Origin of the sequence: Paenibacillus sp. FSL M7-1046, assembly GCF_038007405.1 — a bacterium.
Classification (GTDB): domain Bacteria; phylum Bacillota; class Bacilli; order Paenibacillales; family Paenibacillaceae; genus Paenibacillus_AQ.
Genome location: NZ_JBBOXB010000001.1, coordinates 4,240,826 through 4,257,274, shown reverse-complemented (window position 1 = coordinate 4,257,274; position 16,449 = coordinate 4,240,826). Strand labels below are relative to the sequence as shown.

Sequence of the window (16,449 nt, the reverse complement as noted above, 5' to 3'; positions counted from 1 at the left end):
AATAAGTGCCTAATATATTGCCATTGAAGATTAAATAACCACCTATAGAAAGAGGCGATGATATGGAATTCCGACACGAAGTTATTAGTTTCCCCAAACAACTGCCTATTAAATTCTTCCTTCACCGCATCGGGCATGTTAACCGCCACTGGCATCAATCGTTGGAGCTTATTATCAATATCAAAGGAAATGTGCATATAACTGTCAGCAACTTGTCCTATGAGCTTGGACCCGGAGATATTATTCTGATTAATTCTAACGAAGTTCATGAGCTGCATGCGGACAATGCGACAATGATAGCATTACAAATCAAACTTGAATTGCTTAAAGAATCAACTATGGATATTCAGAGAATGTATTATGACTGCAACTCAGCCCGTTCCGGCGACTCAGAACGATTCAAAAATATTAAGCGGATCGTTGCCCAAATTCTGAAATATAATATAAACTCCAACGAGTATATCGATCTCAAAAATATTTCACTGGTGTATGAGCTGATCTATGAACTATGCTCCAATTTCAGCAGTGACAAGGAGGAAGGTCTCAGCTACTCCCAAGAGAATCTGGATAGGCTGAGCCGAATACTGGATTATGTCAACAGCAAATACAATGATCGAATCTCTTTGCAAAATGTGGCCAAAGCAGAATATTTATCCGTCCCCTATTTATCTAAATACTTCAAAACGAGCATGGGTATATCCTTCAGTGACTACCTGAAGGATATCCGCCTGCATCATGCAGTAAATGATCTTACGAATGAGTCGCTGACTATTGACAAGGTGGCGGTACAGAACGGCTTTCCCAATGTCCGATCATTCGTCGTGGCTTTCACTGATAAATACGGGGAAGTTCCGAGTGTATGGAGGAAAAAGCATGCAGGCGAAATTTTGGGAAGCATAGAAGCTACCAAAGAAAAATCCGTGAATTACTATCAGGATGAGCCGCTTTCTTATTATGAGGATATTTCAGCCTTCATAGAGAGCAATCTGGAATCCGCCCCCGTCAATTTGCCTCAGCGGGTGGGCAGCAGTAGAACTTCTTTGATTGAAGTTCCAGTTTCCAACTGCCTGATGGCACTTCACCATCATTTCAAGAACTTTATTGGAGTAAGCCGGGCCAAGGAGGTTCTGCTCGCCGATGTGCAGCAGGCACTGCGCATCGCACAGGAGGAAATTGGTTTCAAATATATAAAAATGCACAGCCTGCTGGATGATGACATGATGGTTTATAGTGAGGACGCAGAGGGAAAAGCAATCTATAATTTTCATTTTATTGATATGGTATTTGATTTTCTGCTCTCCATCCGCCTGAAGCCGCTGGTGCAGTTCTCCTTCATGCCAAAGCTGCTCGCCAGCAATCTGGAGAAAACCGTCTTTTACAATCAAATAAACACCAGTCCTCCGAAGAGCATAGATAAATGGAATCAACTCATCCGGGCGCTGACACTGCATCTGATTCAGCGGTACGGCTTGGGAGAAGTCAAGACATGGCTGTTTTGCGTATGGAATGAACCCAGCTCCTCCAATTTACTGTTTGGCTTCAGCAATGACGACATCTTCAATAAGCTGTACCTTAATACTTATGAAACCGTGAAGAATATTGATCCTTCCATTCCCTTCGGGGGGCCAGCTGCCTTCTCCACCTATAACAAGAACGAAGACTGGCTGTTTCGGTTTCTGGCTTTCTCCAGAGCTGCGGGCTGCACGCCGGACTTCATTACGATCCATTATTACGATATCGATTTATGGGATTATAATGGTCAAGATAACCAGTTGAATCTGAGTCCAGTGAGCCATTCCTTCACTGAATTTATTGACCGGCTGAAGCAGCGACTTGAGGAATCCAAGTTCGACTCGCTGCCGGTATATCTCACGGAGTGGAATTCGACAGTCTCCCATAAAGACCTGATGAGTGATACCTGCTTCAAATCGGCTTATATCATTAAGAATCTCACCGAGAACTATGACCGTCTGGATGCTTTTGGGTATTGGCTGTTAACCGATTTGCATGAGGAAAATCTCCTTCCGCAGCAGTTGTTCCACGGAGGGCTTGGCCTCTTCACCTATAACAATATTAAAAAACCGTCTTATCATGCTTTCTTCCTCCTTAACAAACTGGGGGATGAGTTGATTGCGCGCGGCGATGGATATTTCATTACCAAATCACGAACCGGCTTTCAGATTTTGCTGCATAATTATCATCATTATGATGAGGTCTACGCTCAAGGAGTTTCTATAAGTATCTCCTATCACGAACGGTACTCTCATTTCCCGATAAAATCACGAAAGGAGTTTAATTTTGAATTATCGCCGGTTAATGGCAACTATGACTTTGTGCAGCATATCGTGAATCAGCAGTTCGGAAGCGCATTTGACAATGAGAACAGTTTTGGAACAGCTGCGGGGCATTCTGTTGAAGAAATTAATTATCTGCGCAGCATATCCGTACCTAAACTCAGCAAAAAGTGTGTTACCGCATCGGGTTCTCTCCCGATACAAGTCATCCTGGAGCCATTCGAAATTTGCCTCATAGAACTGATAGAACGATCTGAGTAGATAGTAACCAAGGAATTCGCTTGGTCTTTAACTAGAGACAGCAAAGGGAACACAACTCGATAATTATGATATTCACATATTGAATCCCAAGGATTTATCTGAAATCAAAGTACAAGCCTTTAAGGAACTCAAGGGAAAGAAAAGAAATTTAAACATAACTTCGATCCCGCTCCGGATTATGCTCAACCGGAATTAGGTTTCGGAGCTATCATTATTTATATACTTTAAGAGCAAGCTTCCTTTTTTGTAAAAGTCTTAAGAAATAAAGATAAGTGTAGTCCGCGGCAGCGTAATCAATGATGTTGCTTCCCATCCCATGTGACCTGTAAAAGACCTTAGCTCCCCGCTATTTATGCGGGTGCCAAGGTCTTTTACATTTTGTTATTCCATAGGTATTTCGTTAAAGAAAGCTACATCATCGACAGCCAGTCTCACCGTCGGATGACCGGGCTTCGCCGCCTTGCCGATGGCGATGAGCATAACAGGAGCGTATCTCTCCGGAATATTGAACGCTTCTACAAATTTAGCCTGATCATATCCGCCCATCGGGACCGTATCATAGCCTTTAGCGCGGGCGACAAGCATGAGTTGCATCGATACTAGCCCGCCGTCGGTATAAACTTTTTGGCCGATAGCCTCAGGCGGCATGCTCGAATACATGCTGGTATAGCGTTCCACGAACGATTTAGCCGTCTCTGCAGGCATGTAACACTCATCGACCGCCATTCCGTAAATTTTCTCGGCCAATTTATAACACTCCAAATCTCCGAGTACCGCAATGACAGCTGAAGCCTCGACCACTTGCTGTTGATTGAATGCGATCGGAAGCAGCTTCTGCTTCAGTTCCGGCGAGTCGATAACAAGAAACCGCCACGGCTGCAGGTTAGCCGCTGAAGGAGCCAGCGTGGCTTGCCGCAATATTCCGGTCAATTCCTCCCGCGAAATCTTGATCTCGGGATCATAGCTACGAACAGACCGGCGTTCTCGAACAACATCAAAAAAAAGTTGGTGCTCCATCGTTTGTGACGGTTGTGAAATCGACATGGTTCTCTCCTCCTTTTGGAAAAGCAGCATTCAGAATTTTAATTCAATACAACATTAGTCGCTTGAACAACACTTGTTGTATTTATATGTTATAATAACAACCGAATGGTACGCAATCATCAATAACTATAAACCGTTGTATAGACAACATCATTTCTATAATGTCGTTTTATTGGGGAGATCTTAACCATGACAATTAAAAAGAATGAAGCTGATCCTCGTGTGATACGTACACGGCGACTCCTTCAAGACGCTTTTGCTTCATTAATTCAAGAAAAAGACTTTGAAGCGATAACCGTTAGGGATATTACAGATCGGGCTACTGTTAACAGAGCGACTTTTTATGCGCACTTTGTAGATAAATTCGAAATTCTTGAAACCAAACTAATGGAATCATTTATGACAATCATAAATCGTAGAATAAGCGGTCACCAAGTATTAAATGAAGAAACAATTCAGAGTATTTTTCTGGGTGTATGCGATTTTCACAAGGATCTAAGCACTATGTGCAAAAGAAGGTATAAATCGCTTGGACCTGCATTCGAAATTCAAATAAAGGATAAAATTCAAACAATACTTCTTTCCTTTATAGACAAAGACAAGATGCTATCGAGTCCAAACGCGCAGTTCTTAATAAATACAGCTTCTATCATGTTAAGTTGGGGGATATATGGTGCGGCTTACGTTTGGAACAATGAGGGGCGTCTAATAAGTGCGGAATCATTCGTTAGACAGACTATGCCCTTAGTGATGAACGGAGCTAAAGAACTGCTGGGATAAGGTCCTGTCGGTATTGCTCTACCCTGCCGTTCAAATGAAACCATTATCTTGAATCACCGGTTGTTGTATAACACTATGAATCATCCCGCTATCCTTGTATGCAATACGAAGGGCTGACCCTAATCTCATAAATCTCTTCTTTTCTTTCTGTAATAGCGTACTAGGAGTAATGCCTGAGTTTCAATCTGGATATTTCCCTTATAGAAAAGAAAGACCACCCCCGTAAAGGAGATGGTCAATATTTGTTTTCACTAAATACAGTTACTTTAGTGTTTGAAATCCGCTTTATTCTAAATCTTCACCGTTGCTTTGGATAACCTTTTGATACCAATAAAATGATTTTTTCTTACTACGTTTCAGTGTCCCATTACCTTCATCATCACGATCAACGTAAATAAATCCATAACGCTTGCTCATTTCGCCCTTGGTTGCACTAACCAGATCAATACATCCCCAAGTCGTATACCCCATCAGCTCAACACCGTCTTCTTCGACTGCCGCTTTAAACGCCTTAATATGCTCACGCAGATATTCGATTCGATAATCATCTTCTACATAGCCGTTTTCATCTGGTGTATCCACCGCACCAAGCCCGTTTTCCACAATAAATAATGGCTTCTGATAACGGTCATATAGAATATTCAACGCTGACCTCAACCCTAAGGGGTCGATCTGCCAGCCCCATTCGGAAGATTTCAAATAAGGATTTTTAATGGATTTAAATATATTTCCAGCCGTTTCATGAGCAACAGATGGATCGGTGGCAACAACTCGGGATGAGTAATAGGAGAACGAAATAAAATCAACTGTATGATGTTTTAATAATTCCCGGTCTCCTTCTTGCATCACAATATGAATATTTTCCCGTTCGAATTTTTTTAGTGCATAATTCGGATAGGCGCCCCGGGCTTGAATGTCAATGAACAGATAATTTTCCCGATCCTTTTCGACTGCTCTAGCATAATCCTCTGGACGGCAAGAATAAGGATAATTATTTCCTCCTGCCAGCATACAGCCAATCCTATTCTCGGGATCAACTTCATGCGCTATTTTAGTTGCAACAGCACTGGCCATTAATTGATGATGCATGGCTTGATATTTTACCTGTTCTTCATTCTCATCTGGTTCAAAGCATAAGCCCGCGCCCAAAAACGGTGCATGCAGTATCATATTAACCTCATTAAAGGTCAACCAATATTTTACCAGCCCTCTGAAATGATTGAATACGGTACGACAATAGTTTTCAAAAAAACCAACCATTTTACGATTACGCCATGAACCGTATTTTTTGATAAGAGTAACTGGAACATCAAAATGGGCTAAAGTTACCAATGGCTCGATATTGTGCTTTCGTAATTCCCGAAATATATTCTCATAAAAGGTTAAACCTTCCTCGTTCGGTTTCTCTTCATCCCCATTGGGGAAAATTCTGGTCCATGATATCGACATGCGATAAGTTTTAAAGCCCATTTCAGCGAATAACTTGATGTCATCAATATACTGGTGATACATATCAATTGCTACTTGAGCCGGATAAAAGTGCTGATCATCAAATTCAAGCATTTTAATTTTCCCGGCCATTACTCCTGCCCGATCATTGCCCATAGGCAATAAATCAACAGTTGCTAAACCTCGGTTTCCTAAATTATATCCGCCTTCACTTTGATTTGCCGCGGTTGCGCCGCCCCACAGAAAGTTAGGACCTAACCCCATTCTAGATCACCTCATATGATTTTTTTACACCAATCACAAGAACATCGCTTTCGAATTCATGCATATCTATAACTGTCGTTCTCTCTTTAACAGTTATTACAGCTGCCGCAAATCTGCGGTGTTCAAGATCGATGATGGTAAACTCGTATTCACCAAGGTCCGCATTTAACCTCAGAACTGTATTTACAGGGACATAAATGGCGACCTTGGACAAGCTGGCGGTTGCCGCTGCCCGGATCTCTTCCGTGTTCTTAAGCACAATGTCCCACGGCTGCAAGTCGGTCAGCCCGTACATCTGAAACAGCCATTTGGCAAATCCGTAATCCCAAGCCCCCTCGAATTTGAGGGCGGTCTGCCAATCATAGGGGCTGTCAAACCCTTCTCCGGTAACTCCGAACCGCCTGCCTTTTTTGTGCCAGCTCCAGATTCCGTGCGCACCGTAGGTTACCCCGGCGGCCGCTCCGGATAAAAGACTTTGCCAGGCAGCCTTGCGCACATCGGCACGGCTGAACCGGCCGTACACCTGGCGGCTGTACCCCATCATTTCGTAGCAAGGCTCCGAGTTCAACACCGGCCGTGTTACCGGCTTGCTGCTGAAATCCATAGCTAAGGTGTAGGCCATAGGCTGAAACTGCGAATTGTGGCCGGACTGGTACATGTAGAAATCCAAGTCGGGATCGTTTATGAACTCGTCCGGCACCGCCGCTGTTCTTCCTTGAATATGCAGAGTGGTCAAGCACTCCGGGCTATGCCTTTTCACAACATGAAGTGCCGTCCGGTAATATTCGTTCGCCCGATCGGACGGAAAATCGGTGTCCCCGCTCACGACATAGATCGGGTAGTATTTGGAGAAGCGTTCCGCTGCATAACGCACGTATGGTTCCACTGCATCAAGCGGCATCTTTCTATCTTCCCGGATTCTGGACGCCCAGGTGTCCGGAATATAATTGCACCAGAGCAGGACCAGCGCCGGCACAAACCCTTTGCCCACCGCTATTTCCACCATTTGCTCGGCTCTTGCGAAATACTCTTCATTTAGCGAATAAAAATCATAAGTACCGTCTTCACACAGGGCAAACGGCTCCTGAATTAAATCACTGCCGCTGGCATCCCACTGCCGCAGCAGGTTGATCTGCAGAACATTAAAGCCCTGGCTCTTCCTGTAGTCCAGGTAATAGCTCCATTCCTCCAGCGAGATATTGGTAAATGCGCTCCAGACCGTATCCGCCAGGTAGAAAAACGGAGCCCCCTCGCTGACGAAATAACGTTTGTTCTCCGCTATGCCAAGCTTGATCATACAATATTCCCCCCTTCTGGAGTAATGACAGAAAACGGCGATGAATCGCCGTTTTCCGGGTTTATTGTCCGGTTATGAGGTGATTGCTCCGGCATTGACTCCGGTCGTTTCTTCCTTCTCCGAGGTTTCCTGTGCATCTTGTTCTCTCTTCAGCGCCTGTCTGTCGAGCGTTCTAAAGAACGGATAGTAAATCAGCATACAGATTGGAATAAGCACAAGCTGTGCGACTGCAAGTCTCCAACTGCCTTCGATGATCCCCAGCGCAAAGATCGGAGTGCCGAATGCGGGATATATTCCGATGGGTGCCGGCAGCAAGCCGATGGTGGTCGCAAAATAGCCAAGCACCACGCAAACGATAGGGGAAGCGATAAACGGAACCGCCAGAAGCGGATTCAGAACGACCGGTATGCCGAAGTTCAGGGGCTCGTGTATCGAGAAAAACGTCCCCGGGAGGCCCAGTTTCCCAATCGTACGAAGTTGCTTGCTCTTGGCGAGGAAGACCAGCAACAGTGCGAATCCGAGCATTGGTGCATAATTTGCAAAAATGTACCAGAACGCCAATCCGATAATGTTCGGCAGCGGTGCACCGGCCTGAAAGGCTTCGAGGTTCGCAAGATCCAGACTCATCCAGATAGGCTTCACGATGGCCAAAGTCACGATTGCTCCGTGAATCCCGAACATCCAGAGCGCCTGCATAATGATCAGCGCGATAATCATGGCCCCCAGTGATCCGCCCAGCCCTTCCAGCGGCACTTGCAGATAGGTATAAATAAACTCATGAACCGTAACGAAGGAGGTCTGCATGAACAGGCCCGAAATCACTACGAATACAACAGCTACGAGTATCGCCGGAATTAATCCCGAAAAGGTTTTGACGACCGTAGGCGGAACTCCCTCCGGCATTTTAATGGTCCAGTTGCGGTCAACAATCCATATATACAATCTCGAGGCGATCAAGCCGACAAACATGGCTACAAACAACCCCTGTGCGCCAAGCCATTGCAGTGGCAGCGCCCGAACCTTGTCGAAGGTCTCTACCGGCGTGAGGATAAGGAACGAGAGCAGTGCAGTCGCAGCGGGAACCAACGGGTCCTTGTCGAAAGCCTGCGCCAGTCTGTAAGCAATGAAGAATACGGCATACAGGGCGATAACCCCCGTAGTCATGGTTGATGCCAACCCGATAATTCCCTTTACCGGTGCAATAAAGTTCTGATAAGGCTCCCAGGCAAGCGCAGAGAACAGCGTCGAGAACGCCCCGACAATCAGAAAAGGGAGTGTTGACATCAGACCATTAGAAATAGCGCTCATATAGCGGTTTTGCTGAATTTTACCTGCATATCTTTGCAGCTTGTGGGATAGCTTTTTTTCATTTGCCATATCCGTTCAACTCCTGCTTTAGAATTTCATCTGATAACCATCATCTAGATAACGCTTCCATTTGATGAAATTACATTCTTGCCAATAAAAGCTGTTCTTGCGAATCCGCGCAGCTGCTTCAGACCGTACTCATAAGATCACAGGCTTAAAGCATCGGCAAGCACTTTCTCACCGTTCATCATGCCATAGTCCATTCGGTCGATTACGCTCACTTTAATGCCTTTAGGTTCATATTTACTTTTAAAATCACCTTCCAGATAGCCAACCTGCGGCCCAATCAGCAGCACATCCGTCTTGTCCGCATACTCCTTGAAGGAGCTTTCGGAAGTGGCTCTGATCTCTACCTCAACATTTTGGGCCTGGGCCGCCTTCTGCATTTTCTGTACCAGCATACTTGTAGACATTCCCGCTGCGCATACCAGAGTAATCTGTTTCATTCTTAGTCCTCCCTGATTGTAGTGTTATGGACAACCGCCGCTTCATAGCGGTTCAATCTGCTATATAGCTCCACAATATGTCCAGCCAAATCCTTTGTCGTAATGGCTGACATCAGATGATCCTGTGCATGTACCATCAACAGTGTCACTTCATGTGCAACTCCTCCCGCTTCCTGCTGGATCAGCCTTGTTTGCGATTTATGCGCACTCACCAGCTCCTTCTTACATTCCACCAGACATTCTTCTGCCTGCTCTGAATCGCCTTTCTGGGCAAGGGTAATAGCTTCCATAGCCTTGCTCTTCGCGAACCCTGAATTGGCTATAATCCCCATAATAATTTCCTGATACTCATCCATTGCGTTCACCTCTTACATTTCATTTCTTGTCTTACAAGATCAGTGTATACGATTACAACTCACTTCTAAACGTAATCCTTTTCCGCTACAAGCGGAAATACTTACATCCGTACGTATTCAACACCAAAAGAAGCTGAATACAATATTCCCTGAAAAAAATAAAAAGGTCTGCACCGCTGCCTGACCGAAAATCCGGTCAAACACCATACAGATCCTTGGTCCATCAATACAGTTTATGTTTGACAATAATTCTGGCAAACTCCGCATACGTTTTGCATTTCAGCATTTGCTGGATAATCTCGGAATCGTCGACCAGCCCCATCAGATGTTGATACATTTTCGCCTGGGGTTCTTCGCCGCTCTTGTCAATACTGAGCAGGCAGATAAATTGTACTGGCCGGCCGGACCAGTCAATCGGAGACTTAAGTGTACAGATGGCCCATACCGTGCGGTTGCTTTGCGGAATGATGGGATGGGGAATGGCCACCAAATTCCCATAGGCTGTCGGTGCGGCATTTTCCCGTTCCAGAACCAGGCCGATGAAACCTTCGGAAGAGCGGATCAACCCGAATTCAGACATTTTGTCCCCGAGGAAAGTAATGATCTCTTCCTTCGTGGTAAAGCTCTGTCTCAGAAACACGAGCTCCTCCATAATGTAGCGGAAGGAATACGGCTTCTCACCATTCAGCAAAGCATTAATGTTATCCATATCCCCACCCCCCAGGAGTGTCTGCACGACAACCACCGGAACAGAAAACGGCTGTGGGATGGGGACTGTGCTTACTACAAAATCAATGTTGTGCAAAGGGACCTGCTGCAGCTTGTAAAACTCGGTCGTCCCCACAACCTCCAGTCTCTCGCCGAATTTGCTCCTTAGCTTGTAATAAAGCAGACGCGCGCTGCCTAAACCCGAAGTGCATACGACCAGGCAACGTTTGGGCCTGATATCCATCTGCTGTCTTTCCATGGCTGCACCGATATGAATAGCCAGGTACCCCATTTCCGTCTCGGGAATCAACATATTGAGCTTACTTTCAATTAGCTTGGCTCCGATGACACCTGCCTGAAAAGCCAGGGGATAGTTGCTCTTCACATGCTCAAGCATCGGATTGCGGATGCTCATCCCGTATCTGACACGGTTCAGTGCCGGCTTCAAATGAAGGCAAATGCCCATCAACAGCTCTTGATCCCTGCTGATTCTCAAGTTAAGGTCCCTGTCAATTTCAGCAAGGATTTCCTTCCCCAGCTCATAAATCCTGCGATCCAACAGCTTCTCGGGACCGGCATCTTCCTTCTCTTCCCCGGTGACCCCCGCAAACCACTTATTGCCGGCCAGATGCATGGCTATATAGGCAACCTCATCTTCGGGAAAAGATAAGTCCAGCTCTCGTTCAATCAGCGCAACAATCTGCTCAGCGGCCTGGAATTCCTCAGCGGCCCGGAATTCTTCCTTCTCATCCACAAGCATCGCGACCCGGTTCCCGTCACGAATCCGCTTACAGGCGATCGCAATATGAATAGACAGATTGCTGAATGCAACATCCGACAGGCTCACGCCAAGCTTCTGAATCTGTTCCAGAATAATGCTGCGTATCAGCGTCATCTCGCGGGGAGAGACAATGCGAGCCGCATCCTGTATTCCTCCGGCGCGCTCTTCATCCGAGCGGTTCACCACAAATTCAGATATGCACAAACGCAACCGTACTTCATCGCCTCTCAGCTTTATGCCATAGTTCGGGCGCTTGTCGATACCAATCCCATAAGCAAGCAACGTCTGCTTGACCTCTTTGAAATCGTTCTGAACAGTGGACTTGCTGACATAGAGCTCATCTGCCAGCTCTTCAAGCTTCAAATACGCTCCGGCAAGCAGGAGACGCCTGATTAAATAAAGCTGCCGGTATTCAGGTGATCCCGAATCTTCCGGTTCATTGTTCATAAACAATTGCTGCAGCAGCATACGAAAGCTGCTGTCGTCTGTAATCTTCAGTTCATACCCTCTTGAGCGAACAGGTTGAACCGATGCTCCATGCTTGGCCAGGAACTCATCCAGCTCTCTGATGTCACTGCGTACGGTGCGTGAAGTAACCTGGATCAATTTTGCCAGATGCTCGCTTTTGACAGGAATGTCCGCAGCCAGCAGATGCTGTAAAATCGAAACCATGCGTGAATTCATTCAAGGTCCCCCTGTTCTTATAAATGCAATACGATTTCAGTCCAGCCCGGAGCTGTCCGGCATTTGTCCCGCAAGCCCGGAACCGGCAGGAGCCGCGCAGGAATTCCGTTCCACCAAAATGGTGTCCACTATAATTTTGCTTGTCCCCTGTGAGCCCTGCGAGAGTGTATCAGTCAGCAGATCAACTGCCAGACTGGCCATTCTTTCTTTATCTACGTGAATAGTTGTCAACTCCGGAGTGACAACCAGCGATTCATTAATATTATCAAAGCCAATGACCGAAGTATGCTGCGGTACCCGGATGCCCAACTCGTTCATCGTCTTCATGGCGCTGATAGCTATATAGTCACATTCGCAGAACCAGGCCGTAGGCATACTGTTCCCGTTCTCCAGATAGGTGGTCAACTGCCGTTTCAGCTCATCCTGAGAAGTAAGAATAGTTGGCGCTACGGACAAATATGCTGCCTCAGGTACCCTCAGACCCCGCTCAGAAAGCGCCGCCATAAAGCCGCGTTTACGTTCCTCAAAATTGTGAATTCGCAAATTGGAAGCGATATAGCCAATCGAGGTATGTCCAATGTTGCACAAATAGACCCCGGCCTGATATGCACCCATTACATTATTAATTTGAATGAATTGTACAGGCAACGTCTCAAAGCAGGTATCGAGCACAATCAGATTCGGCAGTTTGGCATGAATATCCCTGATTTGTTCACGGGTCAAATTGGTGCCCAGCACTATGGTTCCGACACTGCGTTTCTCATCGGCTACCACCTGGATATCCCTCTGAAAAAATTCTACATCTAACGTTGAAAAAATCAGGGCATATCCTTTCTGCCGGCAGCGTTCTTCAATAAAATGAATCAATTCTTTAAAAAATGGCTGCTGATAATATTCTTCAAGGATAATCCCTGAATTTGTACATACAAGAAAAAGCAACGATTTATCTGCTTTTGTAACGGCTACTTCCCTGCTCTTGGGGCTGTATCCAGCTTCATAGGCTACTTGGAGAATGCGTTCTCGCGTATCCGGGCCAATTCCCGGCTTGCCACTGAAGGCCAATGAAACGGCTGCTTTGGATACATTGGCCAGTTTAGCGATATCTTCCATCTTCATGCCTTGATTCTCCATTTCCTAATAAGTTAACAAACACAACAATGTGATACGTGAAGTGTACACCGAAACTGAATTCGATGCAATGTTTAGCTGAATTAAGTTCATTAAGTTTAGTTATAAGTTTAGATATTACCACTAAACAAAACTAAATTATTCATTGACACCGCTTAATTCCAATGTTAACATGGCGTCGTAATAAAAAAATATATTAAATTAAGTTAAAATAACTAAACTAAATAATGTTGTTTAGTTGTCGTTTTCATTTCAGCAGGATTGAAATATTCCATACCGAGGAGAAATGATGATGAAGAAGTTAAAGTTGGGTTATGCCCCAACACGACGTTTTACGTTCAGTGCTGAGGATGCATTCAAGTACAAAGTAGAAATCCGCAAGCAAATTGAGAGCTTTGGAATGGATATTGACATTGTGGACCTGGAAGGCCTAAACGAGGAAGGGCTGCTGTACGACGACCATATTAATGCCGATCTGATTGCCAAGCGGTTCAAAGAGGAAGAAGTCGATGCCGTATTTTTTCCGCATTGTAACTTCGGCACCGAAGACACCGTAGCCCGCGTCGGCAAAGCGCTCGGCAAGCCCGTTCTGCTCTGGGGGCCGCGGGATGAAGCGCCGCTTGCAGACGGCATGCGCCTGCGCGATACTCAATGCGGTATTTTCGCCACAGGCAAAGTACTGCGCAGATTCAACGTCCCCTTCACTTATGTAACCAACAGCTGGGTGAATGATCCAGTATTCGAGCGGGGCTTCACCAACTTCGTCGCAGCAGCCAATGTTGTGCGCCAGTTCAAGAGCCTGCGCATTCTCCAGATTGGTCCGCGTCCTGCTTCATTCTGGACCATGATGTGCAATGAGGGCGAGCTGCTTGAACGCTTCGGCATTGAAATTCATCCGATTACCCTTGTTGATATTCAGCTCCGCACCCGAAAAATTGCGGCCGGCAACAGCGCCGAGCTGCTGGATACGATGGATTACATTAAAGAAAAGCTCGATTACAGCGAAGTGACCGAGGATGATGTAAGACGAATCGCCGCTTTAAAGGTTGCCATGAAGTCCTTTGCCCGCGAGACGGGAAGCAGTGCTATCGCTATCCAGTGCTGGTCTTCGCTGCAGGAGGCCCTGTCGATCATGCCCTGTCTGGCCAATGCAATCCTGACGGATGAACAAATTCCAGTCACCTGTGAAACGGACATCCACGGAGCCATTACTTCCATTATGGTGCAGGCTGCCGCCATGAATGAATTGCCAACCTTTTTTGCGGACATTACCATCCGACACCCCGAAAACGACAACGGGGAGCTGCTTTTCCATTGCGGCAATTTCCCTGTCTCGCTTTCTGTGGAGCAGAAGCCGAAGCTGCGTAAGCATTTCCTCTTTGACGACCATGCTCCAGGAACCCATGAAGGTGAAATTCGCGGCGGCGGCATGACCATTGCCCGGTTCGACGGCGACCAGGGTGAATACTCGATGTTCCTGGGCAAAGCCCGTGGCATCGAAGGCCCTTATACCCGCGGCTCCTATGTATGGGTGGAAGTGAATGACTGGCCACTGTGGGAAGAAAAGCTCGTCAAAGGTCCTTATGTTCATCATTCCGTAGGCATCCATGCCAATGTTATTCCGGCCATATACGAGGCCTGCAACTATATCCCCGGCCTGACGCCGGACCCTGTAGACCCTACAGAACAGGAAATCCAAAGCTGGCTCAGGGGTTCGGATCTTGCCCGCACTAAACAGTCAAATCTCCACATGTAAAGAAAAGATCTGCTCTATTAACATCTATAAGAGGAGGATATTATGGAAATCCAGGAACTGAAAGTCAAGGCCGCACAAATCCGGATGGATCTGCTGACTATTATTCACCGCGCCAAAACCGGTCATACTGGGGGATCTTTGAGTAACACGGACATTTTAACGGCTTTATATTATGAAATTATGAATATTGATCCCGCTAATTCGAAATGGGATGACCGTGACCGCTTCATTGCCAGCAAAGGCCATTCTGTAGAATCACTATGGTGTGTTCTGGCTGACCGCGGTTTCTTCCCCAGAGAAGAACTGGAAACCTACAGCCAGTTCGGCACCCGCCTCATCGGCCACCCGAACAACAAGGTTCCCGGCATCGAGATGAATACCGGCGCGCTCGGCCATGGTCTGCCCATCTCCGTCGGCATGGCACTGGCGGCCAAGCGGGACGGGCGGTCTTACCGTGTGTTCTGTCTGATGGGAGACGGCGAGCAGGCCGAAGGCTCCAACTGGGAAGCCGCCATGGCAGGCGCCCATTATAAACTGGATAATCTGGTCGGCATTATCGACCGCAACCGGCTTCAAATCAGCGGAACTACCGAAGAGGTCATGGGCCTCGACCCGCTGGACGAGAAATGGGCTGCCTTCGGCTGGAACGTTGTTTCCATCAACGGCAACGATATGGAAGAACTGCTGCAGGCATTCCGCGCCGTACCGGAAGTACCCGGCAAACCAACGCTGATTATGGCCAATACGACCAAGGGAAAGGGTGTATCCTTCGCCGAAAACGTTCCCGCCTGGCACCACCATGTGCCAAACGATGAGGAACTGGCGCTGGCCCTGACTGAGCTGAGCGCGTCCATTGAGGAATTGACACAGAAAGGGCAGGTGTAATAACAATGAACAAGATTCCTAACCGCCAAGTCATCTGTGACACACTGCTGGAATTGGCCAAAGACGACCGGGATATTATGGTACTAGCCAGTGATTCACGCGGTTCTGCCGCGATGGCTCCTTTCGCCAATACATTTCCGGAGCAATTCGTCGAGGTGGGTATTGCAGAACAGAACATTGTAGGCATGTCCGCCGGCTTGGCCCACAGCGGCAAGAAACCTTTTGTCACTTCACCTGCCTGCTTCCTGAGCATGCGCAGCATTGAGCAAATCAAGGTTGACGTCGCTTATTCGCGGACCAATGTGAAGCTGATCGGGATCAGCGGCGGTGTAAGCTACGGCGCGCTTGGCATGTCCCATCACTCCGTACAGGACATCGCGGTGGCCCGCGCCATTCCGGGACTGGCGATTGTGCTTCCCGCCGACCGCCACGAAACGAAGAAGCTGACCGAAGCACTGGTTAAATATGACGGCGGCGTATATGTGCGGATCGGACGCAACCCGGTCGAGGACGTATACGAATCCGACGATTACCCGTTTGAAATAGGTAAGGCTGTAATTGTGCAGGAAGGTTCCGATATTACGATCATTGCCGCCGGTGAAACCGTACGCGTTGCCCTCGATGCCGCCAAGGCTCTCTCCGAAAATGGCGTATCCGCACGGGTCATCAACATGCATACAATTAAACCCTTGGATGAAGAGGCCATAATTGCTGCGGCACGGGAGACCGGACGCATTATTACAGTTGAAGAGCACAGCATTTATGGCGGTCTTGGCGCTGCCGTGGCGGAGGTTGTCGTCCAGCATCATCCCGTTCCGATGAAGGTGCTCGGCATCCCGGATGAGCCGGCCATTGCCGGCAAAACAGCGGAGGTCTTCCGCCACTACGGCCTTACGGGCGGCAATATCAAGCAAATCGCACTCGAATTGATCAACAAGTAAAGGGCGA

At 47.1% G+C, this 16,449-nt stretch carries 13 protein-coding genes; 5 read left to right on the top strand and 8 right to left on the bottom strand.

The window, feature by feature from the left end:
- The first annotated feature begins 62 nt into the window (after positions 1–62).
- Positions 63–2,555 (top strand): GH39 family glycosyl hydrolase, encoded by a 2,493-nt coding sequence (locus NYE29_RS18750; protein WP_340897034.1) that lies wholly within the window; start codon positions 63–65, stop codon positions 2,553–2,555.
- A 381-nt stretch (positions 2,556–2,936) separates the two neighbouring features.
- Here NYE29_RS18750 and NYE29_RS18745 read toward each other — a convergent pair whose 3' ends face one another.
- Positions 2,937–3,599: a nitroreductase family protein gene (locus NYE29_RS18745; RefSeq protein ID WP_340897033.1), complete on the bottom strand. Its 663-nt coding sequence runs from the start codon at positions 3,597–3,599 to the stop codon at positions 2,937–2,939.
- A gap of 189 nt (positions 3,600–3,788) precedes the next feature.
- Here NYE29_RS18745 and NYE29_RS18740 point away from each other — a divergent pair, with 189 nt between their 5' ends.
- Positions 3,789–4,379 (top strand): TetR/AcrR family transcriptional regulator, encoded by a 591-nt coding sequence (locus NYE29_RS18740; RefSeq protein ID WP_340897032.1) that lies wholly within the window; start codon positions 3,789–3,791, stop codon positions 4,377–4,379.
- Positions 4,380–4,664: 285 nt separating this feature from the next.
- Here the strand turns inward: NYE29_RS18740 and NYE29_RS18735 are convergent, their stop codons facing one another.
- From NYE29_RS18735 to NYE29_RS18705, 7 genes are all read right to left on the bottom strand, one after another.
- Positions 4,665–6,092: a 6-phospho-beta-glucosidase gene (locus NYE29_RS18735; RefSeq protein ID WP_340897031.1), complete on the bottom strand. Its 1,428-nt coding sequence runs from the start codon at positions 6,090–6,092 to the stop codon at positions 4,665–4,667.
- A gap of 1 nt (position 6,093) precedes the next feature.
- On the bottom strand, positions 6,094–7,389 hold the full coding sequence (locus NYE29_RS18730; RefSeq protein WP_340897030.1) for an apiosidase-like domain-containing protein: 1,296 nt from the start codon (positions 7,387–7,389) through the stop codon (positions 6,094–6,096).
- 72 nt (positions 7,390–7,461) lie between these two features.
- Positions 7,462–8,766, bottom strand: a complete 1,305-nt coding sequence (locus tag NYE29_RS18725) for a PTS sugar transporter subunit IIC (RefSeq protein ID WP_076109936.1) — start codon at positions 8,764–8,766, stop codon at positions 7,462–7,464.
- Positions 8,767–8,903: 137 nt separating this feature from the next.
- Positions 8,904–9,203, bottom strand: a complete 300-nt coding sequence (locus tag NYE29_RS18720; RefSeq protein WP_076109937.1) for a PTS sugar transporter subunit IIB — start codon at positions 9,201–9,203, stop codon at positions 8,904–8,906.
- Positions 9,204–9,205: 2 nt separating this feature from the next.
- The gene (locus NYE29_RS18715; RefSeq protein ID WP_076109938.1) at positions 9,206–9,559 is read right to left on the bottom strand and encodes a PTS lactose/cellobiose transporter subunit IIA; all 354 of its coding nucleotides are present in this window, start codon (positions 9,557–9,559) and stop codon (positions 9,206–9,208) included.
- 223 nt (positions 9,560–9,782) lie between these two features.
- Entirely contained in the window at positions 9,783–11,732 is a 1,950-nt protein-coding gene (locus NYE29_RS18710; protein WP_076109939.1) for a BglG family transcription antiterminator, read from the bottom strand.
- A gap of 36 nt (positions 11,733–11,768) precedes the next feature.
- Positions 11,769–12,848: a LacI family DNA-binding transcriptional regulator gene (locus NYE29_RS18705; RefSeq protein WP_340897029.1), complete on the bottom strand. Its 1,080-nt coding sequence runs from the start codon at positions 12,846–12,848 to the stop codon at positions 11,769–11,771.
- A 304-nt stretch (positions 12,849–13,152) separates the two neighbouring features.
- Here NYE29_RS18705 and NYE29_RS18700 point away from each other — a divergent pair, with 304 nt between their 5' ends.
- From NYE29_RS18700 to NYE29_RS18690, 3 genes are read left to right on the top strand one after another with little or no spacing between them, the layout of a single operon-like run.
- Entirely contained in the window at positions 13,153–14,616 is a 1,464-nt protein-coding gene (locus NYE29_RS18700; RefSeq protein WP_340897028.1) for an L-fucose/L-arabinose isomerase family protein, read from the top strand.
- A 42-nt stretch (positions 14,617–14,658) separates the two neighbouring features.
- A complete protein-coding gene (locus tag NYE29_RS18695; protein WP_340897027.1) occupies positions 14,659–15,501 on the top strand; it encodes a transketolase in 843 nt (280 codons plus the stop codon).
- A 5-nt stretch (positions 15,502–15,506) separates the two neighbouring features.
- Positions 15,507–16,442: a transketolase family protein gene (locus NYE29_RS18690; protein ID WP_340897026.1), complete on the top strand. Its 936-nt coding sequence runs from the start codon at positions 15,507–15,509 to the stop codon at positions 16,440–16,442.
- The last annotated feature ends 7 nt before the right edge of the window (positions 16,443–16,449 follow it).